The 26104-nt window shown below is 64.3% G+C and carries 22 protein-coding genes; 16 read left to right on the top strand and 6 right to left on the bottom strand.

Annotated features, from left to right (window positions below):
• Positions 1-56 precede the first annotated feature (56 nt).
• Positions 57-965: a LysR family transcriptional regulator gene (locus tag AC04SH_RS03995; RefSeq protein WP_488574013.1), complete on the top strand. Its 909-nt coding sequence runs from the start codon at positions 57-59 to the stop codon at positions 963-965.
• A 52-nt stretch (positions 966-1017) separates the two neighbouring features.
• On the opposite strand, the gene AC04SH_RS03990 is transcribed toward AC04SH_RS03995, so the two are convergent.
• The 4 genes from AC04SH_RS03990 to AC04SH_RS03975 all read right to left on the bottom strand — a co-directional run bounded on the left by AC04SH_RS03990 (position 1018) and on the right by AC04SH_RS03975 (position 3591).
• Complete coding sequence (locus AC04SH_RS03990) at positions 1018-2067, bottom strand: aldo/keto reductase (protein WP_488574012.1); 1050 nt, start codon at positions 2065-2067, stop codon at positions 1018-1020.
• Positions 2068-2202: 135 nt separating this feature from the next.
• A complete protein-coding gene (locus AC04SH_RS03985; RefSeq protein WP_488574011.1) occupies positions 2203-2604 on the bottom strand; it encodes a PIN domain-containing protein in 402 nt (133 codons plus the stop codon).
• Positions 2604-2858, bottom strand: coding sequence for a type II toxin-antitoxin system Phd/YefM family antitoxin (locus tag AC04SH_RS03980; protein WP_488574010.1), 255 nt, complete (start codon positions 2856-2858; stop codon positions 2604-2606). The genes AC04SH_RS03985 and AC04SH_RS03980 overlap by 1 nt, the downstream gene beginning before the upstream one ends.
• Before the next feature lie 70 nt (positions 2859-2928).
• Positions 2929-3591, bottom strand: a complete 663-nt coding sequence (locus AC04SH_RS03975; RefSeq protein WP_488574009.1) for a YggS family pyridoxal phosphate-dependent enzyme — start codon at positions 3589-3591, stop codon at positions 2929-2931.
• Between the two features lie 148 nt (positions 3592-3739).
• Between AC04SH_RS03975 and leuS the strand changes: the two genes are divergently transcribed.
• Complete coding sequence (gene leuS / locus AC04SH_RS03970) at positions 3740-6367, top strand: leucine--tRNA ligase (RefSeq protein WP_488574008.1); 2628 nt, start codon at positions 3740-3742, stop codon at positions 6365-6367.
• Complete coding sequence (gene lptE, locus AC04SH_RS03965) at positions 6354-6929, top strand: LPS assembly lipoprotein LptE (protein WP_477235272.1); 576 nt, start codon at positions 6354-6356, stop codon at positions 6927-6929. The genes leuS and lptE overlap by 14 nt, the downstream gene beginning before the upstream one ends.
• Before the next feature lie 218 nt (positions 6930-7147).
• Here the strand turns inward: lptE and fsa are convergent, their stop codons facing one another.
• Positions 7148-7804 carry a fructose-6-phosphate aldolase gene (gene fsa, locus AC04SH_RS03960; protein WP_477235270.1) on the bottom strand — a complete coding sequence of 219 codons (657 nt, stop codon included), beginning with the start codon at positions 7802-7804 and terminating at the stop codon, positions 7148-7150.
• A gap of 90 nt (positions 7805-7894) precedes the next feature.
• Between fsa and AC04SH_RS03955 the strand changes: the two genes are divergently transcribed.
• The 4 genes from AC04SH_RS03955 to AC04SH_RS03940 all read left to right on the top strand — a co-directional run bounded on the left by AC04SH_RS03955 (position 7895) and on the right by AC04SH_RS03940 (position 14237).
• Complete coding sequence (locus AC04SH_RS03955; RefSeq protein ID WP_488574007.1) at positions 7895-10078, top strand: primosomal protein N'; 2184 nt, start codon at positions 7895-7897, stop codon at positions 10076-10078.
• 227 nt (positions 10079-10305) lie between these two features.
• The gene (locus AC04SH_RS03950) at positions 10306-12564 is read left to right on the top strand and encodes a TonB-dependent receptor (protein ID WP_488574006.1); all 2259 of its coding nucleotides are present in this window, start codon (positions 10306-10308) and stop codon (positions 12562-12564) included.
• 9 nt (positions 12565-12573) lie between these two features.
• Positions 12574-12954 carry a hypothetical protein gene (locus AC04SH_RS03945; RefSeq protein WP_488574005.1) on the top strand — a complete coding sequence of 127 codons (381 nt, stop codon included), beginning with the start codon at positions 12574-12576 and terminating at the stop codon, positions 12952-12954.
• Positions 12951-14237, top strand: a complete 1287-nt coding sequence (locus AC04SH_RS03940) for a RhtX/FptX family siderophore transporter (protein WP_488574004.1) — start codon at positions 12951-12953, stop codon at positions 14235-14237. Before AC04SH_RS03945 ends, AC04SH_RS03940 begins: the two co-directional genes overlap by 4 nt.
• An 11-nt stretch (positions 14238-14248) precedes the next feature.
• Here AC04SH_RS03940 and AC04SH_RS03935 read toward each other — a convergent pair whose 3' ends face one another.
• Positions 14249-15421, bottom strand: coding sequence for an MFS transporter (locus AC04SH_RS03935; RefSeq protein WP_488574003.1), 1173 nt, complete (start codon positions 15419-15421; stop codon positions 14249-14251).
• Between the two features lie 213 nt (positions 15422-15634).
• Between AC04SH_RS03935 and AC04SH_RS03930 the strand changes: the two genes are divergently transcribed.
• The 9 genes from AC04SH_RS03930 (at position 15635) to AC04SH_RS03890 (ending at position 26057) form a co-directional block, all read left to right on the top strand.
• Entirely contained in the window at positions 15635-17314 is a 1680-nt protein-coding gene (locus AC04SH_RS03930) for an IucA/IucC family protein (protein WP_488574002.1), read from the top strand.
• Positions 17311-18375, top strand: a complete 1065-nt coding sequence (locus AC04SH_RS03925; protein ID WP_488574001.1) for a GNAT family N-acetyltransferase — start codon at positions 17311-17313, stop codon at positions 18373-18375. Before AC04SH_RS03930 ends, AC04SH_RS03925 begins: the two co-directional genes overlap by 4 nt.
• Positions 18372-20198: an IucA/IucC family protein gene (locus tag AC04SH_RS03920; RefSeq protein WP_488574000.1), complete on the top strand. Its 1827-nt coding sequence runs from the start codon at positions 18372-18374 to the stop codon at positions 20196-20198. The genes AC04SH_RS03925 and AC04SH_RS03920 overlap by 4 nt, the downstream gene beginning before the upstream one ends.
• On the top strand, positions 20182-21516 hold the full coding sequence (locus tag AC04SH_RS03915; protein ID WP_488573999.1) for a lysine N(6)-hydroxylase/L-ornithine N(5)-oxygenase family protein: 1335 nt from the start codon (positions 20182-20184) through the stop codon (positions 21514-21516). The genes AC04SH_RS03920 and AC04SH_RS03915 overlap by 17 nt, the downstream gene beginning before the upstream one ends.
• Positions 21517-21617: 101 nt before the next feature.
• Positions 21618-22313, top strand: a complete 696-nt coding sequence (locus AC04SH_RS03910) for an aspartate/glutamate racemase family protein (protein WP_488573998.1) — start codon at positions 21618-21620, stop codon at positions 22311-22313.
• A 95-nt stretch (positions 22314-22408) separates the two neighbouring features.
• Positions 22409-22804 (top strand): AGROH133_08824 family phage infection protein, encoded by a 396-nt coding sequence (locus AC04SH_RS03905; protein ID WP_112559758.1) that lies wholly within the window; start codon positions 22409-22411, stop codon positions 22802-22804.
• A gap of 247 nt (positions 22805-23051) precedes the next feature.
• On the top strand, positions 23052-23612 hold the full coding sequence (locus tag AC04SH_RS03900) for a F0F1 ATP synthase subunit delta (protein WP_142869119.1): 561 nt from the start codon (positions 23052-23054) through the stop codon (positions 23610-23612).
• Entirely contained in the window at positions 23612-25141 is a 1530-nt protein-coding gene (gene atpA / locus AC04SH_RS03895; RefSeq protein ID WP_023822025.1) for a F0F1 ATP synthase subunit alpha, read from the top strand. The genes AC04SH_RS03900 and atpA overlap by 1 nt, the downstream gene beginning before the upstream one ends.
• Before the next feature lie 31 nt (positions 25142-25172).
• Positions 25173-26057 carry a F0F1 ATP synthase subunit gamma gene (locus AC04SH_RS03890; RefSeq protein WP_436262367.1) on the top strand — a complete coding sequence of 295 codons (885 nt, stop codon included), beginning with the start codon at positions 25173-25175 and terminating at the stop codon, positions 26055-26057.
• Positions 26058-26104: the final 47 nt, after the last annotated feature.

Genomic DNA, 26104 nt, shown 5'->3' with positions numbered 1-26104 from the left:
CACGCCTTGTGAACCAGACTTGCCCTAGGCATATTTCCTGTGAAATAGATTCACAGATGGCCAGGCCCGACATCAACCGCTCCGGCGAGATCGAAGTGTTCGTGTGCGTCGTCGAGGCGGGCAGCTTTTCGGCTGCCGCTCGCGCGCTACGCATGACGCCGTCGGCAGTCAGCAAACTGATAGCGCGGCTGGAGGCAAGGCTTGGGGCGCGGCTGGTCAGCCGCTCGACGCGCAAGCTGCAGCTGACGCCGGAAGGGACGGCCTTCTACGACAGCGGGCTGCGCATCCTGGCCGACATGGCGGCGGCCGAACGCGAGGCCGCTGTGGGTGCGGCGCCGCGCGGACGGCTGCGCGTCAACAGCTATGTGCCCTTCGGGGTGCACCGGCTGATCCCGCTGCTGCCGCGCTTCCTCGAACGCTACCCCGAGATTTCGGTCGATCTGGTGCTGACCGACAGCGTCATCGACCTGATGCAGGAGCGCGCCGACGTCGCCATCCGCGCCGGTCCGCTCGGCGAATCGCGGCTGGTGGCGCGCAAGCTCGGGCAATGTCGGATGGTGGTCGTTGCCGCACCGTCCTATCTCGGCACCCACGGCACGCCGCTGACACCGGCCGATCTCGACCGGCACAACCGCATGGCTTTCGGCTTTGTCCGGCATGTCGATGGCTGGCAGTTTGTCGACGCAGCCGGCAACGCCGTCATGGTGCCGATCACGGGAAACATGGTGGTCAGCGATGGCGAGTCGATGCGGCTGATGGCGGTTGCCGGCGCTGGCATCGCCCGGCTGGCTCATTGGCATGTGGCTGATGACATTGCGGCGGGCCGGCTGACGGCGCTGCTGGAGGATTTCAATCCGGGCGACGAGGAGCCTAGCCACGCCGTCTATGTCGGCCAGGGCCGGCATTTGCCGGCACGGGTGCGGGCCTTTCTCGACTTTCTGGTCGAGAGCGTGCGGATGGCCTGAAAAGGCGTTGGGGAGCCAAATGGCCCCCCAACCATCAGATCGACAGCGATGATTATTTCTTCGGCACGAACGGCGCCGGCCGGCGGCCGGCACCCTGGCGCTCCAGCATCCAGCCGGGATATTCGGCCGGCAGTGCGCTGATCTCATCCAGTTTGGCCAGATCGTCTGCGTCGAGCTTCACCGCGGCGGCGGCAAGGTTCTGTTCCAGCTGCTCCATGCGGCTGGCGCCGATGATGACGCTCATCACGAAGGGTTTGGCCAGCACATAGCCGAGCGCGACGGTGGCGACGCTGACGCCATGCTTTTGGGCGATCTCGCGCATGACGGAGACGGCTGCCCAGGCACGGTCCTCATTGACCGGCGGGAAGTTGAAGGCGGCGCGGCGGCCTTCGCCATTGCCCGGCGCGCCGGGGCCGTATTTGCCGGACAGCAGGCCGCCGGCCATCGGCGACCACACCATCAGGCCGAGCTTCTCCTCGTTGATGAGCGGCACGATCTCGCGTTCGAGGTCGCGGCCGGCAATCGAATAATAGGACTGGATGGTCTCGAAGCGGGAAAAGCCCTTGCGTTCGGCAATGCCCAGCGCCTTGGCGATGCGCCAGGCCTGCCAGTTGGAGACGCCGACATAGCGCACCTTGCCGCTGGCGACGAGATCGTCGAGGGCGCGTAGCGTCTCGTCGATCGGCGTTACCGCGTCGGTGCCGTGCAGCTGGTAGAGATCGATATGGTCGAGCTGCAGCCGCTCCAGGCTGCCCTCGACCGAATCCATGATGTGACCGCGCGACGAGCCACGCTCGTTCGGACCCTGGCCCATGGCGCCGTGGACTTTGGTGGCGATGATGACGTCGGAGCGCTTGATACCGAGATCCCGGAGCGACTGGCCGAGCAGGCGTTCGGACTGGCCGAAGGAATAGACGTCGGCCGTGTCGAAGAAATTGACGCCGGCGGCGATGGAACGGGCAACGATGTCGTTGACGCCTTTCTGGTCGAGGCTAGCGATCAGGCCCCATTGGGCATTCTCGCCGGCGGCGCCGAAGGTCATGGTGCCGAGGCAGAGTTCGGAGACGAACATCCCCGTATTTCCGAGTTGATTGTAGCGCATGGGTAGCGGCTCCAGCAGATGTGTGATGACGCCAATCAAATAGGAACGGTACGTTTCGTTTCCAGTGGTGGCGCAACGACAGGCTTGCGATTGGTCCAAGCATGCCAGCTCGCGTTCGTCAGGTAACGGAGGCGGTTAGTCGTCCCAAGGGTTAAGCACCGTGACGCCTGTATCATCGAAATCAGTGACGTTGCGCGTTACAAGGATGAGATCATGGACGAGCGCGGTTGCTGCGATGAGCGTGTCCGCGCTGCCTCGTGGGCGGTTGGCGGTGATGCGGCCCCAAGCCAATGCGACATCTTCCGTAACAGCAAGAATACGGTCGGCATTGTCCCGCCGAAGCGCGCGTAGCCATAGATCGAGGCGTGTTGCCTTTTCGGAGTCGACCTTGCGCAACTTGACGATCCCACGCTCGATCTCTCCAAGCGTTATGACGCTGAGACTCACCGATGTGGGATCCACGGAAGCCAGCCATTCGGTAGGCTTGGGCAGTCGCCTCTGCACATCCGAAACGATGTTCGTATCGAGCAGATACATCAGAGGTCGATATCCCGGATCATCGTATCCGGGTGGCGGTTGACCTCTTCGGCGAAATCATCATCCCAAACCGGGCCGGTCAAAAGATACTCGGCCAACGACTTTTTCTTTCCAGCCAGACGGTCATAATCTTCGGCGGAAAGCACCACTGCGGCACGCTCGCCGCGCAACGTCACCGTCTGCGGTCCTTCGCTGCGCGCGCGTTGAACCACCTTGGAGAAATTGTTCTTGGCGTCCTGAAGGTGCCAGTTCATGAATGCTTCCTAGCTAGCTTGGCTAGATATAGCACTCGGCCGACGACGCGGCAAGGAGCGCAGGGCGAAGCTACCGGCTGCCGAAGATAGCCGACCCAACCCTGACACTGGTGGCGCCGAAGGCGATGGCGGTCTCGTAATCGCCAGACATGCCCATCGACAGCTTTTCCACCCCGGCCTCGCGCGAGAGCTTTTCCAGCAGGGCGAAATGCGGGCCGGGGTTTTCGTCCGCCGGCGGAATGCACATCAGGCCTTCGATGGCGAGTCCGTGGACATCACGGCAACGGCCGACGAAGGCGACGGCGTCGCGTGGCTCGATGCCGGCCTTTTGCGGCTCCGAGCCGGTGTTGACCTGAACATAGAGTTTTGGCGTCCGGCCTTGCCTTGTGATCTCTTTGGCAAGTTCGGCGGCGATCTTCTCGCGGTCGACGGTCTCGATGACATCGGCCAAAGCGACAGCTTCCTTCGCCTTGTTCGACTGCAGCGGGCCGATCAGATGCAGCTCGATATCGGGGAATTCGGCTTTCAGCGCCGGCCATTTGGCCTGCGCTTCCTGCACGCGGTTTTCGCCGAAGACGCGCTGGCCGGCTTCGATGACCGGTCGGATGGCGTCGGCCTCAAAAGTCTTCGACACGGCCACCAGGGTAACGGAACCGGCGGCGCGGCCGGCCTCGCGCTCGGCAACGCCGATCCTCGTCTTGACGGCGAAAAACTGTTCGACGGCGCTGGCCATGCCTATATCCTGCCTGTCTTTAATCGCCCTCGCCGGCTCGTCGCAGTTGACGGGTCCGGCAATCCATGGTGAACACCGCGACGACATTTACCTTGGCCACCGGGCCTTGTCCGGCGGTCTGCGCCTGCTTTTAAGTGAAAATCATCCGATGGCAACCGAACGATACAATCCGCGCGCGTCTGAGCCCAAATGGCAGAAAGCCTGGGCCGAAAAGAAGCTGTTCGAAGCGCACAATGACGACCCGAAGCCGAAATACTACGTGCTGGAGATGTTCCCCTATCCGTCGGGGAAGATCCATATCGGCCATACCCGCAACTACACGATGGGCGACGTGGTTGCGCGCTACAAGCGGGCCAAGGGTTTCAACGTGCTGCATCCGATGGGTTGGGATGCTTTCGGCATGCCGGCCGAAAATGCCGCGATGCAGAACAAGGTCCACCCCAAGGAATGGACCTACGCCAACATCGCCGCCATGCGCGAGCAGCTCAAGATGATGGGCCTGTCGCTGGACTGGTCGCGTGAATTCGCCACCTGCGACGTCGACTATTACCACCGCCAGCAGATGCTGTTCCTCGATTTCGTCGAGAAGGGGCTGGTGACGCGCAAATCCTCCAAGGTCAATTGGGACCCGGAGGACATGACGGTGCTCGCCAACGAGCAGGTCATCGACGGGCGCGGCTGGCGCTCGGGCGCGCTGGTCGAGCAGCGCGAGCTGACGCAGTGGTTTTTCAAGATCACCGATTATGCGCAGGACCTCTTGGATTCACTGAACGGTCTCGGCGAGTGGCCGGAAAAGGTCAAGCTGATGCAGCAGAACTGGATCGGCCGCTCCGAAGGGCTGCTGATCCGCTGGCCGCTGGCAGCACCCGTCGGTGACGCGCGCGAACTGGAGGTCTACACGACCCGGCCCGACACCATCTTCGGCGCCTCCTTCATGGCGGTCGCTGCCGACCATCCGCTGGCCAGGAAGGCCGCGGAGAGCAATGTCGAGCTGGCCAAGTTCATCGACGAGGTGCGCCATATGGGCACGTCGGTGGCTGCACTGGAGACGGCCGAGAAGAAGGGCTTCGACACTGGCATCCGCGTCGTCCATCCGTTCGACGACTCGTGGACGCTGCCGGTCTATGTCGCCAATTTCGTGCTGATGGAATACGGCACCGGCGCCATTTTCGGCTGCCCGTCGGGCGACCAGCGCGACCTCGACTTCGCCAACAAATACGGCCTGCCGGTGACCCCGGTGGTGATGCCGGAAGATGCCGACGCAAAGACCTTCCAGATCACGGAAGAGGCCTATGTCGATGACGGCGTGATGATCAATTCGCGCTTCCTCGACGGCATGAAGCCGGAGCAAGCGTTCGACGAAGTCGCGAAGCTTTTGGAGCAGAAAAGCATCGGCGGCCGGCCGATGGCCGAGCGCAAGGTGAACTTCCGCCTGCGCGACTGGGGCATTTCGCGCCAGCGCTACTGGGGCTGCCCGATCCCGATGATCCATTGCGAGGATTGCGGCGTGGTGCCGGTGCCGAAGGCCGACCTGCCCGTCAAGCTGCCCGACGATATCGAGTTCGACCGTCCCGGCAATCCGCTCGACCGTCACCCGACCTGGCGGCATGTCAAATGCCCGCAATGCAGCAAGGATGCGCGGCGCGAGACCGACACGATGGACACGTTCGTCGATTCATCCTGGTATTTCGCGCGTTTCACCGCGCCCTGGGCCAATGAGCCGACCGAGCCCAAGGCTGCCGACGACTGGCTGGCGGTCGACCAGTATATTGGCGGCATCGAGCACGCGATCCTGCATCTGCTCTATTCGCGCTTCTTCACCCGCGCCATGCGCGAGACCGGGCACCTCGATCTCGCCGAGCCGTTCAAGGGCCTGTTCACGCAAGGCATGGTGGTGCACGAGACCTACCGTGTCGGCGGCGCGTCGGCCAATGGACGCTGGCTGTCGCCAAGTGAGGTCAGGATCGAGGATGCCGACGGCAAGCGCCGCGCCATCGAGATCGCCACCGGCGAAGAGGCGGCGATCGGCTCGCTCGAAAAGATGTCGAAGTCGAAGAAGAACACAGTGAGCCCGGAAGACATCACCGACGGCTACGGCGCCGACACTGCGCGCTGGTTCATGCTGTCGGATTCGCCGCCGGAGCGCGACGTCGAATGGACCGACGATGGCGCCGCCGGCGCACACCGCTTCATCCAACGCATCTGGCGCCTGGTGTCGATCGCCGCCGAGACGCTGGATAGCGTCAAGCCGCAGGCGGCGAAGGATGGCGAGGCCGGCGCCGTTTCCAAGGCTGCGCACAAGATCCTGAAGGCGATCGGCGAGGACATCGAGAAACTCGGCTTCAACCGCGCCATCGCTCGCATTTACGAGCTGGCCAATGCCTTGACCACGCCGCTCAACGACGTCGCCGAGGGCAAGGCCGATGCGGCGCTCAAAGGCGCCTGCCGCGAGGCGGTGGAGATCCTGGTGCATGTGGTCGCGCCGGTCATGCCGCACCTGGCGGAGGAGTGCTGGCACACGCTGGGCGGCACCGATCTGGTCGCCGAACGGCCGTGGCCGGTCTACGATCCGGCGCTGGTCGTCGACAACGAGATCGTGCTGCCGGTCCAGGTCAATGGCAAGAAGCGTGGGGATTTGACAATTGCCCGCGACGCGGACCAAGGTGCGGTCGAAAAAGCGGTGCTGGCCCTCGACTTCGTGCAAAAAGCGCTGGAAGGTAAGGCGCCCCGCAAGGTGATCATCGTGCCGCAGAGGATCGTCAATGTCGTTGCCTGATCTGGAAAAGACGACGCATTTGCTGCGCCGCGCCGCGCTGTACGGCATGGTCGCCTCGATGGCGCTGGTTTCGGCCTGCACAGTCAGGCCGCTCTATTCCAGCGCGCCGCTGACGGCAGGCTCGACGGTGAGCGCTTCGGCCGAACTGGCGTCGATCGCGGTCAAGCCGGTCAAGACCCGCTATGCCCAGCAGGTCCGCAACAATCTGATCTTTGCCTTTGGCCAGGGCGCCGGCGAGCCGCCAGCGCCGGTCTACACGCTCGATCTCGGCGTCACCGAACTGGTCGAATCGGCCGCGGTGGTGCAGGTCCAGACCGACGAGGATGAGCCGACCGCAGGCACGGTGACGCTGACGGCGAATTATGTGCTGACCGATGCCAAGACCGGTGCGGTCATCGCCACCGGCAAGCGCTCGATCCCGTCATCCTTCGACAAGCCAAGGCAGGAGTTCGCCTCCTACCGGGCGCAGCTCGACGCCGAGAACCGCGCCGCGCGCGAACTGGCCGAAATGGTGAGCCTGTCGGTCGCCCAGGACTTGGTCAGGCACGGCAAAAAGGCCTGAGAGACCGTTTGGAAATTCTACTCCGGCGGTCATCTGATGGCGTTTTCTGCGCTTCCGGTGCTCACGGACCGAAATGTCCGCTGCGCTCCGGTTCTCGAAACCACCACCATATGACTCGCCAGAGCGAATTTCGAAACGGTCTCTGAGCGTTCCCCAATATGCGGATCGCAATAAAAAAGGCCGGTTCCCGGCCTTTTTGTTGATATCGAAGCCTGGTCTCAGCTGATCTTCTGGCCGGTCTTGGCCCAGTCCGCGAGGAATTGTTCGAGGCCCTTGTCGGTCAGCGGGTGCTTGACCAGCGCCTTTAGCGTCGCCGGCGGCGCGGTGATGACATGGGCGCCGATCAGCGCCGCCTGCTTGACGTGGTTCACCGTGCGCACCGACGCGGTCAGGATCTCGGTCGGGTAATCGTAATTGTCGTAGATCTGCTTGATCTCGGCGATCAGCTCCATGCCGTCGGAGCCAGTGTCGTCGATGCGGCCGACGAAGGGCGAGATGAACGAGGCGCCGGCCTTGGCGGCCAGCAGCGCCTGGTTGGCCGAGAAGCACAGCGTCACATTGACCATGCGGTTCATCTCGGTGCGGATCGTCCTGCAGGCGCGCAAGCCGTCCAGCGTCAGCGGCACCTTGATGCAGACATTGTCGGCGATCTTGGCCAGGATCTTGGCCTCGGCCATCATGTCCTTGTATTCGGTGGCCACGACCTCGGCCGAAACCGGGCCCTTGACGATGTCGCAGATCTGCTTGGTGACATCGGCGATCTTGCCGCCGGATTTCAGGATAAGCGACGGATTGGTGGTAACGCCGTCGAGCAGCCCCAGGTCGTTCAGTTCCTTGATGTCCTTGATGTCAGCGGTGTCGACAAAAAATTTCATGGGGGTCTCCTGAAAGATTTCCATGTGCAGGTCATGCACATTCGGGGTTGCCCTTTGATCTAGACCAAAGTCGGGGCAAGGTCACGCCCGATGATCGAAGATTCGCCCTTTGTCGCAGCCGCGCCGGTGCTGGTGCCGATGCCCGCCGAACGGCCCTACACCTATGCGGTGCCCGCCGGCATGCGCGTGGTGCCGGGCTCGATCGTGCGCGTGCCGCTCGGTCCGCGCCAGGTTGCCGGTATCGTATGGGACGGCGCGGTCGAAAAGGTCGATGCGAAGAAATTGCGGCCGATCGAGCAGGTTTTCGACTGTCCGCCGATCGACCGCGGCATGCGCCGCTTCGTCGACTGGATCGCTCAGTACACGCTGTCGCCGCCCGGCATGGTGGCGCGCATGCTGCTCAGGGCGCCGGAGGCGTTCGATCCCGAACCGTGGGTCAAGGGCCTACAGCGGACGCTTCTCATGCCCGATCGGATGACGGATGCGAGGACACGCGTGCTGGAGACGGCGGAAGGTGGCCTCGCCTGGACGCGATCCGGGTTGGCGCATGCGGCAGGCGTGTCGTCGACGGTGATCGAGGGGCTCAAGGCGCAAGGCGTGTTCGAGACGGTGATGATCCCGCCGCGACCGGTGGTCGCAGCGCCCGATGCCTCCTACGCCCTGCCGGAGCTTATGCCAGACCAGGCCGATGCGGCCGCCATGCTGCGCGCCAATGTCGCGGCCGGTGCTTTCAACGTGACGCTTCTCGACGGTGTTACCGGATCGGGCAAGACGGAGGTCTATTTCGAAGCGGTGGCGGCGGCTCTCGACCAGGGCAAGCAGGCGCTGATCCTGTTGCCGGAAATCGCGCTGACGCACGCCTTCCTCGAACGCTTCCAGCAGCGCTTCGGCGCCAAGCCGGCCGAATGGCATTCCGACCTGCCGCCCAGAATGCGCGAAAAGGTCTGGCGGCAAGTGGCGGAAGGCGGCGTGCGCGTCGTCGCCGGGGCGCGTTCGGCGCTGTTCCTGCCGTTCCGGCAGCTTGGGCTGATCGTCGTCGACGAGGAACACGACCCTGCCTACAAGCAGGAGGACCGCGTCTTCTACAATGCCCGCGACATGGCGGTGGTGCGCGGCCATATCAGCAGCTTTCCGGTGGTGCTGGCATCAGCGACGCCGTCCGTCGAAAGCCGGGTCAATGCGCAGCAAGGCCGCTACAGCAGGGCGGTGCTTTCGGCGCGCTTTGCCGAGGCCGCCCTTCCCGACCTCAAGACCATCGACATGCGCCGCACGCCGCCGGCGCGCGGCGGCTTCCTGTCGCCGCTGCTGATCGATCAGATGCAGCGCACGCTGGAGAAAAAAGAACAGTCGCTGCTGTTCCTCAACCGGCGCGGCTATGCGCCGCTGACGCTGTGCCGGGTCTGCGGCCACCGCTTTGGCTGCCCGGTCTGCTCGGCCTGGCTGGTCGAGCACCGCTTTCGCGGCCAGCTCGTCTGCCATCATTGCGGGCACAATGAGAAGCGGCCGGAGGCCTGTCCCGAATGCGGCACGCTCGACCATTTGGTGGCGTGCGGTCCGGGCGTGGAGCGCATTGCCGAGGAGGTCGTGGCGCATTTCCCTGACGCACGCACCATCGTGCTGTCTTCAGACTTAATGGGGGGCGTGCGGCGGCTGCGGCTGGAGCTGGAGGCCATCGCCAATGGCGAGGCCGATATCGTCATCGGCACGCAGCTGGTCGCCAAGGGGCATAACTTCCCCAACATGACCCTGGTCGGTGTCGTCGATGCGGATCTCGGTCTCGCCAATGGCGACCCACGCGCCGCCGAACGCACCTTCCAGCTGCTCAGCCAGGTGACAGGGCGCGCGGGGCGCACCGGCAAGAAGAGCCTCGGCCTGCTGCAGACTTTTCAACCGGACCATCCGGTGATGCGGGCGATCGTCTCGGGCGACGCCGAGGCGTTTTACGAGCGCGAGATCACTGAGCGCGAACGGGCCGCGCTCCCACCCTTCGGCCGGCTCGCCGGAGTCATCGTCAGCGCGGTGACGCGAGCGGAGGCCGAAGGCCATGCGCGCGGCCTGCGGCGCGCCGCACCCCAGGCCAGCGACCTGTTCGTGCTCGGCCCGGCCGAGGCGCCGCTGTCGCTGCTTGGCGGGCGCCACCGCTTCCGCCTGCTGATCCAGGGCGAGCGGCGGGCCGACATGCAAGGCTTCATCCGCACCATGCTGGCCGAAGGGCCAAAGCAGCGCGGCTCGGTCCGCGTGCAGGTCGACATCGACCCGCAGAGCTTTTTGTAAGCGCAAAGGCTAACGCCGACGGCGGCGCCCCGAAGCCGTTTTGTCAAGAAAGCTCAGTGCCTTAGCCTACGCTAAAATGCGCGCGGCTTATGTACCCATCTCCCGTTCCATTTGCTGACTAATCCTGACTTTAAAACTCATAAAATAAATGTTGACTCGTTTTATCATGAATTATAACTGGGCCTTTCCGCTTTGGCACTGGGGACCAGGGCATGGATGGGGGCAGCATGCGCAGATTTTACATTTCACTTCTTTGGTCATCGGCTTTGGCTTCATCGATCCTGGCGGGCGCGGCATTCGCCCAGGAAGCCAGCCCAACAGATAGTCAGGGAGCCACCGTGCTCGACCAGATCCTCGTCACCGGCCGCAATGAAAGGTCCATTTCCAGCGTTGCCCAGTCTGTCCAGGTCGTGGAACGGGAACAGGTCGAGGAAGCCGCGCAGGAAAACATCGACGCCGCGACCCTGATCAGCCGCATCGTCCCCGGCTACGCGCCACGCAACCAGACCATTTCGGGCGCCTCGGAAACCTTCCGCGGGCGCAGCGTGCTGATCATGGTCGACGGCGTGCCGCGCAACACGCCGCTGCGTGACGTGTCACGCATCCTGTCGATGATCGACCTCAATTCGGTCGAGCGCATCGAGGTCATCAACGGTGCGTCCAGCCTCTATGGTGCCGGCGCCACCGGCGGCACGATCAACTTCATCACCAAGCGCGGCGACAGCAACAAGCCGAAGGTGACGGTGCGCACCGGCGTCACCGCCTTCACCGAGAATCCCGGCAAATCGGCCGGGCCCAGCACCAGCGTTTCGGTCGAGGGCAAGAAAGGCGATTTCGACTATTTCTTCTCGGCCTCCGGCGATCTGTCGCGCCGCACCTATGACGGCCACGGCAACGAGATGGCTTCGGACGCCATGCTTGGGCAAGGCGGCGGCGACCGCACCGGCACGGGCAATCTGTTCGGTGTGGCCGGTTATCAGTTCGATGCGCGGCGATTCGAGGTCAGTGTCGACTGGACCTATGCCAACCAGAAGCCGGACTGGTTCACCGGTTACACGACCAATCCCGTCTCCCCGGATTTCGGCGATCCCTATGAAGGCAAGCCGCTGAAGGAAGATTCGAAATACCTGACCGCCAAATACACCGACAGCGACTTCGCGCTCGGAAACCTCGAGGTCAAGGCGTTCTACAACGACATCTTCAAGCAGTCGCCCTTCACCAAATTCTCTGCCGTCAACAGCCAGGTCTACCTGCCGACAAACCCGACGCGGCCGGTGATCCTGCCGCCGGGCACGGACCCGACGGCCGACTTCAACCAGACGGCGCTGCAGTCACGGCGCAGCGGCGTCAATCTGACCGTCAACACGCCGACGGACTTTATTAAGGAGGGCAGCACGCTGACCTGGGGCGCCGACTACGTCTTCGATGCCACCGATCAACAGCTGACCAACGGTCAGGACGCCATCTCGCCCACGACCCAGAACTCGGTCGCCTTGTTTGCCCAGGGCGAAATTCCGGTGACGGATCGTTTTCGCATCAGCGGCGGGGCGCGCTTCGACCAGTTCTACCTCAATGTCGAGGATTTCACCCGGCCCGCCGCAGCCGTCCTGCTTGGCAGCAACATCATCGGCCTGCCGGCGATCCAGGTGACCGGCGGGTCGTTCGACTACAACGCCGTCACCTTCAATGCCGGCGCCGTCTACGACCTGACCGAAAGGATGCAGCTTTTCGGCAATTTTTCGCAAGGCTACAGCCTGACCGACATTGGCGGATTCACCCGCCGCGCCGGGTTGAACTCCAACGCTGAAACCTGCGACGCCTACGGCACGGCCATCAGGCCGCTGCTGCCGTGCACCAATGCGCCGGACTATGCGATCAGCTATGCCGATATCGCGCCCGAGCCGCAGCTGGTGAACACCTGGGAAGCCGGCCTGCGCGGCGACTGGGGCGACTATCGTGGTGGCGTCAGCACCTATCTGTCGACCTCGGACAACGGCGTCAGCTACGACATCGCCAACAACCGGGTGTCGCAGCAGAAGGAACGCATCTGGGGCGTCGAAGCCAATATCGAGGCCGACCTCAGCGGCATGTTCACGCTTGGCGGATCGGTCGGCTATGTCGAAGGCAAATACGACGCGGATCGCGACGGCCATATCGAAGCCAACGAATATTTGCCCAACAACCGCATTCCCTCGACCTACAAGGGGCTGGTCTATCTCACGACCCATTTCGAGACCGAGCTGACCCTGCGCAGCGAGCTGGAGCTGTTTTCCGGGCGCGACCGCATCGCCACCCAGGAACTGGACGGTGCCGCGCTGGTCAATCTCGCCGTCTCGAAGAAGTTCGCCAATGAGAGCGTGCTGTACCTTGCCGTGCGCAACGTGTTCGACACCTACTACATCAACCCTTCCGCATCGGCGACGCGCGGTGCCGACGTTCCGGGTCTGGGGCGTTCGGTCGCGCTGTCCTACCAGATCACCTTCTGAGGGGCGGCGATGGCGGTGTCTCTCCAACGAAACGGTGCATTGGTCTCGCTGCTGGCAGAGGCGCCCGCCGATCCGGCGGATGGCGGGGCCTATGTCGAGGCGCTCGGCCGCCTTTCGCTGGAACAAGAGCCGTTCGTGCTGCTGGTCGATATCGGCATCGAGATCGCGCTGAGCGACGCCCAGCGCAAGGCGCAAAACCTTTGGTACAAGGCGGAACACGAGCGGCTCGAAAAGATCTGCCGCGCCTGTGCGCTGGTGCGCCCCGCGGCCGACGAGAACATGCAGCGCGTCTGGCAAAGCCTGTTCGGCTTTCCGGTGCTCGTCACCCGCAGCCGGGCGGAGGCCGACGCCTTCCTGAGCGGTTACACGCCGAAGGAATATGCCAAATGAGCGGCGACGCAGACCGGCCGGCGCCTGCCGGCCTTTCGCGCCTGCGGTTCTTCGTCGTCCTGGCCTGCCTTTATCTGGCGCAGGCCATTCCGAGCTATCTCTTCGCGGCGGCGATCCCGCCGATCCTGCGCGAGCAGGGTGTCTCGCGCACCGCCATCGGCATGATGGCGCTGCTGATGCTGCCGCTGGTGTTGAAATTCCTGTGGGCGCCCCTGGTCGACCGCTTCCGGCCGCTGGCCCGCGCGCATCGCGCCGGCTGGGTCATCATCACCCAGGTCGGCGTCATCGCCGGCATCGTCGCCATGCTGTGGATCGAGCCGACCGATGTCGCCGGTATCTTCGCCGTCGGCCTCACTGTCAGCCTGCTGATGTCGACGCAGGACATCGCCACCGACGGCTACGCCGCCAAATACCTCGACCCGAAGGACAGGCCGATCGGCAATGCGATCCAGGGCGGCTCCGTCGCGCTTGGCGTCGTTCTGGGCGGCACGCTTGGCCTGTTGGCCTATCATCATGGCGGTTGGCAAACCATGGTGGCCATGGTGGCCGCGCTGTCCGTCATCCCGCTGTTTGCCGCCTTCGCCATGCGCGAGACCGATCCCGTCGCCAGCGGCCCGCAGGCGGCCATCGACCGCCCCTCCATCCTGCGCTTCCTGCGCCGGTCGGAGGCGCGCCAGATCCTGTGGATCGCTCTCATCTATCGTGCCAGCGAAGGGCTGGTGAAGTCGATGGAAGGCTCCTATCTCGTCGATGCCGGCGTGCCGCTCGACATCATCGGTTATCTCTCGGGCGGCGCAGCGCTCACCGTCGGACTTGGCGGCTCGGTGCTGGCGGCGTGGCTGCTGCACAAGCGGGGCGCCGCTTCGGTGCTCGGCCTGCTCGGCGCGCTACGCACCGTCTGCTTCCTGATCTTCGCCCTGCATGCTTTCGGCGCCATTGCCGGCTTCTGGCCGATCTTCGGCGCCTCGTTCCTGCAGACGCTGGTGCGCTACATGGAGATCGTGGCGCTCTACAGCCTGTTCATGGCCGTAACCTCGTCGGACCAGCCGGGCACCGATTTCACCATCCTTTCCTGCGCCCAGCTCATCGTCTACCTCGTCGGCTCCATGCTTGCCGGGCGCCTCGCCGACATGCTCGGCTACGCCTCGCTGTTCACCCTGGCGACCGTGCTGTCGGGAATTGCTGTGGTGGCGACCTATCGCATGCTGAACGCCCATTTTGCCAATGCCGAAAAAGCCCGCCCGGCCGCTCCGAGGCAGCCACTGCCGGAGGTCGCCGAATGAAAGCGGTCTTCCTAACGCGCGGCCTCACGAACCATGGCGGCGAGGCAGGCGGCAGCCAGCGCCAGCGCCGCGCAGCCGGCCAGCGGCGCAAAGGGCCAGAGCGTGAAAGCAAAGCCGCCGGCCAATGCGCCGATGCTTTGGCCGAGCACATGGGTGCTGGTGAGCCAGCCGGCCGCGGCGCCTTGCTCGGCGGGCCCCAGGCGCTTCATCAGCCAGGCGGTGTAGCCGGGCGTCGCCAGCGCAATGCCGGCGGCCGCAACCATCAGGGATGCTGCCGAGACGACATGGCTGGCCGCGACGGCCAGCATCGTCATGCCGCCGCACACGAGGAGGCAGCCGACGATAATGCTGTTGCGTTCGGCCAGCCGCAGGCGTGCCACGACCAGCCCCTGAACCAGAACCATGACGATGGCGACCAGCATCAAAGCAAGGCCGGTCACCGTCGTCGCCTGCGCCGCGCCAAGGGCGAAGCGCTGCTGGACCATGGGGCCGAGCATCATCTGCACCTGTCCGAAGCCCAGTGTCAGGCACAAGCCCATGACCAGGCAAGGCAGAGCGCGGCGATCGAATGGCGATATTCCGCGGCCGGCGTCAGTCACCTTGGCGTCGGTCCGTCCGCCGCTTTGCTCCCGGCCCGGCGCCAGCCACAGCAGCAGCGGGCTGAACAGGAACAGGATGGGCGGCAGCAGCGGCGACAGCACGGCAGCCGCCGCCGGCAGCGCACCGGCCAGCCGTCCCATGCTGACGCCGGCGCCGAGCAGCCCCAGCGCGGCCTGGCGCCTGTCGTCGGCAACCGAGCGGCTGGCCCAGACCTGCGCCGTCGGCATGACGCCCGATACGGCGAAGCCGTAGACGAAGCGCGAGAGCATCAGCAAAGCGATGCCGAGCGCGGCTTTGGTCCCGGCTGCCAGCAGCATGGCGAACACCGCCTGACCGGCCAGCATGGCGAGGCCAAGCAGGCGCAACAGCCTGGCGTGGCCAAGCCGTTCGCCCATGCGGCCCCACAGCGGCGAGCCGACCAGGAAGGCCGCCGCGCCGATCGCGGTTGCGGCGCCGACGGCAAATGTGTCGAGGCTCAGCCGCTCCATCACCAGGGGAACGAGCGATACGAAGGCCGACTGGCCGAAGCCGATCGCGGAGACCGCGATTGCCAGGCGGTGCAGAGTCGAAGATCGATTTTTCATATTGCTCATCACAACGGAAGCTTATTTCTCGTTTTTGCCAGATAATCAATAGAAACATTGAAAACATAAAAGTATGATACCTTATAGATGCAATATAGATCAGGTTTTATGAGGACAAATATGGAAAAAATAAGGCCAGAAACTTCCTCTTCATTGAGCTCGTTCCTCAACGCGTTGCTCCGCGAATGGAGTGGCTGGGAATTCATCGATGCCATGCAAGCCGGACTATTCCGGCCGCAGGCGGCCGTGCTGCGCCTGAACTTCCTTGCCTCGCGCGCCGCCGTGCTCGTCGAGGCGCGGCATCGCTCGAAGGTCGGCTACCACGATTTCGCGATGCCGCTCTGGCGGCTCGATGCCGATGGCGAAGCGACCGAGATCGATCTTTTCAGTCTTTTGGCGCTGATCCTGGCGGAACCCGACATTGCCGGCCGGGCGACGCCGAAAAGCCGGCTGACCTTCCTGCGCCGCAGCCTGGCCAGCATCGCCGCGATCGCAGGGGCGACTGCGGCGCGCGGATCGTCGCGGCCCTTCTCCGAAGGTGATCCGGATTTCATCGAAGCCGAAAGTGCGCTGCGCTTCGGCCATGCCGTGCATCCGGCGCCGATGAGCCGCGAGGAGTTCACGCAGACGGATTCCGAGCGCTTCGGACATGAATACGGCAATGCGTTCAAACTGCGCTGGTGGGCCGTCGACGCGGCCATCCTCGCCGGCGGCAGCGTCGAGCCGCTTGAAATCACCGAAATGGCCCGCGGGCTCGCCGTCAGCGATACGCAGCTGCTCGCCCGGGCCAGCCGGGAGCAGGGCAAGCTCCTCGTTCCGATGCATCCGTGGCAGGCGGCGCGGCTGATGCTGGAAGACCGCGTCGAAAGCCTGTTTCGCGGCGGGCGCATCGTCGATCTCGGGCTCGGGGGGCCAGCATGGCGGGCCACGACGTCGCTGCGTACGATTCATTCAGCTGAAACCGAGTGGATGCTGAAATTCTCGCTCAGCCTGCGCCTGACCAACTCCCGGCGCATCGTCGAGGAGCATGAATGCCGGCGCGGCCTCTCAGTCCACCGGCTGGTCAAGGGCAAGCTTGGCGACGCCTTGAAGAACCGCTGCCCGACCATGACAGTGCTGGGTGAGCCGGCCTGGTTCGGCTTGCGCGACCATGACGGCCGGCTGATGACGGACACTATCGTCTCGTTTCGCGAAAATCCGTTTCGCGGCACGGGCAGTCCGCGGGCCGCCGTTCTCGGCGCGCTTTGCGAGCGCCATCCCGGCTGTAGCGAGAGCCATCTGTCCGATCTGGTCCGCCGCATCGCCCGCGACGAGAAGAGACCTGTCGAGGAGACGGCGCGTCAGTGGTTCGAGCGTTTCCTCGAAACCGCCATCGAGCCCTTTATCGTTGCCTTCTCGGAATTCGGCCTGCTGTTCGGCGCCCACCAGCAAAACCTCGTCGTCGGCCTTTCGGGAGGCTGGCCGAATGCGCTCTATTTCCGCGATTGCCAGGGCACCGGTTATGTCAAGGAATTCCTGCCCAGGCTGCGCGAATTCCTGCCCGAGGCTGGTCAGCCGGGGGACCATGTCTTCCCGGCGGAAGCGGCCGCCAAACTGTTCGGCTACTACCTGATCGTCAACGGCGCCTTCGCCGCCGTCGCGGCGCTTGCTGCCGCTGGCTTCACTGGGGAAGACGATCTGCTGGCGATATTCCGCCGCTCACTCGAGCGGCTGGCCGCCACGCTGATGACCGACAGGTCCTGCGTCGACTATTTGCTCAACGCGCCGACGCTCGCCGCCAAAGGCAATTTCCTGTTCGCGCTGCGCGACATCAACGAGAACACCGAAGTGACCGACCCGCTGGCCGGTTACGTCGAGCTTCCCAACCCCCTGCATGTGAGAGAATACGCATGAACATCGAGGCTGCGAAAAACTGGTCACCCGCCACCGTTGCCGGCAACGAAGGATGGCAGCATCTGGCCTCCGTCGCGGAACCGATCGCCATCCGCGCCGGGCACGGGCATGTCAGCCTGGTCAATGCCGACGGGACAGCGGTCGGACAGGCCCGCATCTCAGTCGCCGATGGCCGCCTGCTTATCGACGACGTCGCGTTCGCCGGGGCCCGTCTCGACCAGCCGCAGATCTTGGCGGGTCTCGTCGATGCCGCGCTCCACCTGCATCCTTCCTTCGACCGTGCCTTCCTGCCGTCAGCCAAAACCGTTTGGCCGGTTTCGGCGCTGGCCACCGAGACGGCCGCAGGCGAACCGGAACGCGCTATCATCCATCGCTCGGTCCTGCGTCAGCTGCCGCTGCTGTGGCGCAGCCAGGCCTCGCATGTGACCTATCCGGCGCTGGCAACAAGGATAGGCCCGGAGGACCGGCTGCCGCCATTGCGTCAACCACGCCCCTGCGGCCCGATGTACCAGCGCTGGATACCGGAGATCGGCCTCACCGTGTCGCTGCGCCCGATCGACCGCCGGACCGATCTCGATCTCTTCCATCGCTGGATGAACGATGGCCGCGTCGCCTTCTTCTGGGAGCTTGCCCAGAGCCATGAGGCGCTCGACAAATATCTCGCCGAGCAGGAAAGCGATCCGCACATCTTCGGCGTCATCGCCAGCTTCGACGGCGAGCCGACCGGCTATTTCGAGTTTTACTGGGCCAAGGAGGATCGGCTCGGGCCCTATTACGAGCCGCTCGACTGGGACCGCGGCTGGCATGGGCTGATCGGCAATACGCGCCATCTCGGCCGGCCGAAGACACTGGCTCTGTTCCGGTCCGTCACCCACTATCTGTTCCTGGACGAGCCGCGCACGCAGCGTATCGTCGGCGAGCCGCGCGCCGCGCACCAGAAGATGCTGAGCTATTGCGCCGACGCGGCCTACGACAAGGTCAAGGAGTTCGACTTCCCGCACAAGCGCGCGGCGCTGGTCTGCTGCGAGCGCGAGCGCTTCTTCCGCGAGGTGCCGCTGTGACGGTGCAGCAACCGATTGCCAAGGCGGGCGCGCGCTGGGCCGCGATCAACCGCGAGGCGCTCGCCAAGGCCATTTCCGAACTGGCCTTCGAGGAGTGCTTGGCGCCGCGCGAACTTTCGCCCGGACGATGGGAGCTGACGCCAGGCCCCGGCGTGACCTATCGCTTTGCTGCAACGCGGCGGCTGTGGGGCCAGATCGCCGTCCGCCCGGAGACGCTGACCCGCGATGCCGGCATCGAGCTGCCGGTCGACGATGCGGTCGCCTTCTTCGCCGATGCGCGCGAGATGCTCGGCATGTCGCCGGCAACATTCTGCACCTATGCAAAGGAACTCTACAACACGCTGATGGCTGACATGCGCGTCGCCACGGCGCGCGGCAGCCGCCCGGCCGCCGAACTTGCTGACCTGCCGGACACCGAGTTGCAGGCCTTGCTCGACGGCCATCCGAAAGCCCCTGCCAACAAGGGACGGCTCGGCTGGGGACGGGAGGACTTCGAGCGCTATGCGCCTGAAGCGGCCACCGCCATCCAGCTCTTCTGGCTTGCCGCCGCACGCGACCGTTGTCTGCTGGCGCTCGACAGCGAGATTGACGAAGAGATGCTGTTGCAGGCGGCACTCGGTGGCGAGGAGCGCGCAAGGTTAGAGGCGGCCTTCACTGCCGCCGAGGTCTCGCGGTCGACGCACAGGCTGCTGCCGGTGCACCCCTGGCAATGGCAGGCGATGATCGCCTCGCAATATGGTGGCGAGATAGCCGCCGGCCGGCTGGTGCCCCTCGGTCCGTTCGGCGACCCGTTCCTGCCCTTGCAGTCGCTGCGCACGCTTGCCAATGCGGCACGGCCCGAGGCGCTGCACGTCAAGCTGCCGCTGACCATCCTCAACACCTCGGCCTGGCGCGGCGTGCCGGGAAAGTACATGGCGATCGGCGCCGATCTGTCGCGCTGGCTGGGCACGGTGGCGGCCGCGGACCCGGTGCTCAAGAACGTCAAGGTGCTGCGGGAAGTCGCCGGCGCCTTCTATCCGCATCCGCACTACACCGGCGTCAAAGGCGCGCCCTACCAGTTTTGCGAGATGCTGGGCGCCATCTGGCGCGAAAGCCCTGAAAAGGATCTGCCGGCGGGCCAGCGCCCGATGATGATGGGCTCATTGCCACAGCGCGACGCCCATGGCAGGCCGATCGCCAGCGCCCTGATCGAACAATCCGGCCTTGGCCCGGAGGCATGGCTGGACCGCCTGTTCTCCACGGTCTTCGTGCCGCTCTACCACTTCATGTGCCGCTACGGCGTCGGCTTCATCGCCCATGGCCAGAACGTCACGATCATCCTCGACGGAGCGACGCCTGTCGGCGTGGCGGTCAAGGACTTTCAGGGCGACCTTGACCTGGTCGACCAGCCGTTTCCCGAACTGGCCGGCCTCGACCCAAAAATCCTGTCGACGCTGAAGCGCCGGCCACCGGCGCATCTTCTCCAGCATTTGCAGACCGGCCACATCGTCAGCGTTCTGCGCTTTCTGTCCGAGGCGCTGGTCGCATACGACCGCTTCGACGAGAGAATTTTCTACGGCATTCTCGCCGGCGCTATCCGGCGCTACCAGGTGCAGAATCCTGAACTGGCGGACCGGTTCGCGCTTTTCGATCTGTTTGCGCCTAAGATTCCGCGCATCGCCATCAACAAGGTGCGGTTCGCGATCGGCTATGGCGATAGCGGCGAACGCCCTCTGCCCGACCTCGGCACACCGCTCGACAATCCGCTCAACCCGAGTCAGCCCGGCGATCTCCCATCGGCCCAGCCAGCTCCAGAAGGAGTTCGCCATGACCCAAGCACTTGACCTCGCCGGTATCGGTATCGGGCCGTTCAACCTCAGCCTCGCCGCCCATCTCGATGCTGTCGATGGCGTCGAAGCGCGCTTCTTCGACCGGGCGACGCGGCTTGAATGGCACCCCGGCATGATGCTGCCGGGCGTCGAACTGCAGACGTCTTTTCTCAAGGACCTCGTCACCGCGACGCATCCGACCAGCCCATGGTCGTTCATGTCCTATCTGGTCGCGCAGAAGCGGTTCTACGAGTTCCTCAACGCGGATTTCTCCGCCATCCCGCGGCCGGAATTCGCTCGCTATCTCGCATGGGCCGGCGAGAGCCTGTCATCGCTGCGCTTCGCCAGCGCCGTCGATCAGATCGACTTCGACGGAACGAATTTCAGGCTCCGTATCGGCCGTGAGGCGGTCAGCGCGCGCAATCTTGCTATCGCCGTCGGGCTGAAGCCCAACATCCCTGCCTGGGCGCGGGCGGCGGCCTCCGACCAATGCTTCCACAACTCCCAGGCCGCCAACCGTCTCGATCGCCTGAGCGGACAGCGCATTGCGGTGATCGGCGGTGGCCAGAGCGGCGCCGAAGTGCTGCTGCATCTGATCTCCTCCGACCGTTTTGCCGGCCGCGAGATCGAGTGGATCTCGATGCGGCCGAATTTCCTGCCGCTGGACGACTCGCCCTTCACCGACGAGCTCTTCACGCCGGGCTATGTGGAAAACTTCCATCGGCTGCCGCAAGGGCGGCGCGAGACCATCCTGGAACAGCAGCTGCTTGCCGGCGACGGCGCATCGACGAGCACGCTGAGGGCGATCTACCGCCAGCTTTACACGCTGCGGCATCTGTCCGAGGAAACGACGACGGTCAACATGACGCCGCACCGCGAAGTGCTGAACGTGACGCGGGAAGGCAGCGAATACCGGCTGATCATGCGCAACGGCTTCGACGGCGCCATCGAGACGCGCACGGTCGATGCGGTGGTGCTGGCCACCGGGTATGCCTTCGCAATTCCCGACTGCATGGCGCCGCTGATGGACAGGATCGCGCTGGATGAGCGCGGTCACTACCGGCTCAACACCAGCTTCGAGGTTGAATGGAACGGCCCCGATGACCGGCGCATCTACGCGCTCAATGCCGGCCGGCTCAGCCATGGCATAGCCGAGCCGCAGCTCAGCCTGATGGCCTGGCGCAGCGCCAAGATCGTCAATTCGCTGCTCGGGCGGGCATATTTCGATCTCGATTTGCCCGACCCGCCGGTTGCCTGGAGTTCGAGGCACACGACACAAAGCCTGCATCATCTCGGCGGCAATACGAGGATGACCGAATCGGGCGCGCGCTGACATTTTCGGCGATGGGCCGAAGCGCACCCACCTTCAGGTTGACATCGACCTGCAAAGCTTTCTGTGAGAGAGATCGTCCGGTCCTGCTGGAGTCTCAGCGCATGAAAACCCTTGGCCTGCTCGGCGGCATGAGCTGGGAATCGACGGCGATCTATTATCGCTTGCTCAACGAGATCGTGCGCGAGCGGTTGGGCGGGCTGCATTCAGCCAAGCTGCTGCTCCATTCCTTCGACTTCGCCGAGATCGCCGAGCGGCAGCATCATGGCGACTGGGACGGTGCTGGCGCGCTTCTGGCGGATGCCGCGCGCAAGCTGGAGGCGGGCGGCGCCGAAGGGCTGCTGATCTGCACCAACACCATGCACAAGCTGGCCGACCAGGTGCAGGCGGTGGTGTCGATCCCGGTTATCCATATTGCCGATGCCACGGCAGTGGCGGTCAAGGGCGCGGGCGTCAGGCGGCCGGCGCTGCTGGCGACGCGCTTCACCATGGAGCAGGATTTCTACAAGGGACGGCTGGCCGACAAATATGGCCTCGAGCCGGTGGTGCCGGACCAGGCCGGGCGCGACATGGTGCACCGGGTGATCTATGACGAGCTCTGCCAGGGCATCGTCAGCGCACCGTCGAAGGCGGCCTATGTCGATGAGGTCGCGCGCCTCCGGCGCGATGAACAGATCGACGGCGTCATCATGGGCTGCACCGAGATCACCATGCTGATCGGCCAAGGCGATTTCGATATGCCGGTTTTCGACACCACGCGCATCCATGCCGAGGCCGCAGTCGAGTTCGCCCTCGCTTGATGCGCCGTTGCTAAACTGCCCACCGCCATCTGGCGCACAGTCTTTCCTTCGCTAGAATGGCCGCGATTTCAGACAGCCATTTGCGAGGGGATAAGATGGAATTTGCGTTTCCGTGGCCAACCAGCCAGGGCGAGTGGCTGGCGTGGTCGAGCGCCGTGGTCACCTTGGCGCTGGGCCTCATATTCTTCCTCGCCCCGGGGCTCGCCTTTCGCATCCTCAGGCTACAGGTCAGACCGGAGAAGGCAGCGGCCATCGCCGAAGGGCGCGGCCGCATGTCGGGCTTCTATCTCGGCGTCAGCCTGTGCTGCATTCTTTTGGCGCAGCCGTGGCTCTATATGGCGCTCGGCTTCTCCTGGCTGTTCACCGCTTTCGGCCGTTTGCTGTCGATGATGTCGGACGGCGCCAACACGCCTTTCAACTGGGCGTCGATCATTGTCGAGCTGGTGCTGGCCGCACTGCCGCTCGCCTTCGTCTTCGGCTTTTTGCCCTGAATCGGCGGCCAATCCGAAGGCTTTGGTTGAACTCTGCCGCCGGATGCGACAATAGTGCCTGAAAAGCATGCGGAACGACGCATTGCGGTCTTAAAATGCCTGTGCTAGACGGCAATCGACTTTCGGCCGGGGATAGCGGAAGCCGCGTCTTCGTGCTTGGAAAAACTTAGTAAGGTCAAAGATTTAGCCAGAGTTTTTTGCTCGCGCCAACAATCTGCGGCCTGTCAGACAAGAGAAAAGACGGTCCGTGGCTCAATCGTCATCGCCAATCTCAGGTGTCGCAGAACGCTACGCGGGTTCGCTGTTCGAACTCGCACTGCAGTCCAATTCAGTGGCCAAGGTCGAGGCCGACCTCAACAGCTTCGCAACGATGCTGGACGGCAGCGCCGACCTGACCCGCCTCATCAACAGCCCGGTGTTCTCCAGCGAGGACCAGGCCAAGGCCATCGCGGCGATCGCCGACAAGGCCGGCATCACTGGTCTCACCGGCAATTTCCTGCGCGTCGTCGCCCGCAACCGTCGCCTGTTCGCCGTGCCCGGCATGATCAAGGCGTTCCGCCAGATCGCCGCCGAGCATCGCGGCGAGACCGCCGCCGAGGTCACCTCGGCGCATGAACTGACGGCGGCCCAGCAGACAGAACTCAAGGCCGCGCTGAAAAGCGTCGCCGGCAAGGACGTGGCCATCGCCGTCACCGTCGATCCGTCACTGCTCGGCGGGCTGGTGGTCAAGATGGGCTCGCGCCAGATCGATACATCGCTCAAAACCAAACTCAATTCGCTCAAGCTTGCACTGAAAGAGGTCGGCTGATGGACATCCGCGCCGCGGAAATTTCCGCAATTCTGAAAGACCAGATCAAGAATTTCGGCAAGGAGGCCGAGGTCTCCGAAGTTGGACAGGTGCTGTCCGTCGGTGACGGTATCGCCCGCGTCTACGGCCTCGACAATGTCCAGGCCGGCGAGATGGTCGAATTCCCCGGCGGCATCCGCGGCATGGCCCTCAACCTTGAAGCCGACAATGTCGGCGTCGTCATCTTCGGTGCCGACCGCGACATCAAGGAAGGCGACACCGTCAAGCGGACCGGCGCCATCGTCGATGCGCCAGTCGGCATGGGCCTGCTCGGCCGCGTCGTCGACGCGCTCGGCAACCCGATCGACGGCAAGGGCCCGATCAAGGCGACCGAACGCAAGCGCGTCGACGTCAAGGCGCCAGGCATCATCCCGCGCAAGTCGGTGAACGAGCCGATGTCGACCGGCCTCAAGGCCATCGACGCACTGATCCCGGTCGGCCGCGGCCAGCGCGAGCTGGTCATCGGTGACCGCCAGACCGGCAAGACCGCCATCATTCTCGACACGATGCTCAACCAGAAGGCCGTGCACGACAACGGACCCGAGAAGGAAAAGCTCTACTGCGTCTATGTCGCCATCGGCCAGAAGCGCTCGACCGTCGCGCAGTTCGTGAAGGTGCTGGAAGAGCGCGGCGCGCTCGACTATTCGATCATCGTCGCCGCAACCGCTTCCGATCCGGCGCCGATGCAGTTCCTGGCGCCGTTCACCGCCTGCACCATGGGCGAATATTTCCGCGACAACGGCATGCATGCGCTGATCAGCTATGACGATCTGTCGAAGCAGGCCGTCGCCTATCGCCAGATGTCGCTCTTGCTGCGCCGCCCGCCGGGCCGCGAAGCCTATCCGGGCGACGTGTTCTACCTGCATTCGCGCCTGCTCGAGCGCGCCGCCAAGCTCAATGACGACAATGGCGGCGGTTCGCTGACCGCGCTGCCGATCATCGAGACGCAGGCCAACGACGTGTCGGCCTACATCCCGACCAACGTGATCTCGATCACCGACGGCCAGATCTTCCTCGAAACCAATCTGTTCTTCCAGGGCGTTCGCCCGGCCGTCAACGTCGGTCTGTCGGTGTCGCGCGTCGGTTCGTCGGCGCAGATCAAGGCGATGAAGCAGGTTGCCGGCTCGATCAAGGGCGAGCTCGCGCAGTACCGCGAAATGGCGGCCTTCGCGCAGTTCGGCTCCGATCTCGACGCCGCCACGCAGCGCCTGCTCAATCGCGGTTCGCGTCTGACCGAACTCCTGAAGCAGCCGCAGTTCTCGCCGCTCAAAGTCGAGGAACAGGTCGCGGTGATCTTCGCCGGCGTCAACGGCTACCTCGACAAGCTGGCGATCAATCAAGTCGGCAAGTTCGAGCATGGCCTGCTCAGCCACATGCGCTCGGCCGGCAAGGACGTGCTTGACGGCATCCGCAAGGAGAAGGCGCTGTCGGACGATCTGCGCGCCAAGCTGAAGGCCGAGATCGACGCCTTCGCCAAGACCTTCGCTTGAGAAGCCGGACGGACGGGATCAGGTTTGAAGCATGCCTTCGTTAAAAGACCTTCGTAACCGTATCGCCTCGGTCAAGGCGACGCAGAAGATCACCAAGGCGATGCAGATGGTCGCCGCGGCGAAGCTGCGCCGCGCGCAGGAAGCAGCGGAAGCCGCGCGCCCCTATTCGGAGCGCATGGGCTTGGTGCTCGCCAACATCACCCAGGCGATCGGCGGCGGCGGCGATGCCCCGGCGCTGATGACCGGCACCGGCAAGGACGACGTGCATCTGCTCGTCGTTTGCACCGCCGAGCGCGGCCTGTGCGGCGGCTTCAATTCGCAGATCGCGCGTCTCGCCCGCGATCACATCCGCCGGCTGCTGGCCGACGGCAAGCAGGTCAAGATCATCTGCGTCGGCAAGAAGGGTTTCGACATCCTGCGCCGCGACTATGGTTCCATGATCCTCGAACGCGTCGATCTGCGCGAGGTCAAAACGCTCGGCTTCGTCAATGCCGACGCTATTGCCCGCAAGGTCATCCACCTCTTCAACGAGGGTGGCTTCGACATCTGCACGCTGTTCTATTCGCAGTTCAAGTCGGTGATCAGCCAGATCCCGACGGCGCAGCAGATCATTCCCGCCGGTGTGGCTTCCGCTCCCGCCGAGGCTACCGCCGGCGGCAACGCCGTCTACGAATACGAGCCGGAGCCGGGCGAAATCCTGACCGACCTCATTCCACGCAACATCTCGGTCCAGGTCTTCCGCGCGCTGCTCGAAAACGCAGCCGGCGAGATGGGCGCCAAGATGAGCGCCATGGACAATGCGACGCGCAATGCCGGCGACATGATCAACAAGCTGTCGATCACCTACAACCGCCAGCGGCAGGCGCAGATCACCAAGGAACTGATCGAAATCATTTCGGGCGCCGAGGCGCTCTAGGCGCGGCCGCCAGGAGGTCATCGACCTTGTGGTGGAGCGTGAGAAAC

The sequence above is a fragment of the Mesorhizobium sp. CNPSo 4688 genome (assembly GCF_057784295.1).
The sequence above is the reverse complement of the archived record's forward strand: the minus strand, read 5'-3'. Positions and strand labels throughout refer to the sequence as shown.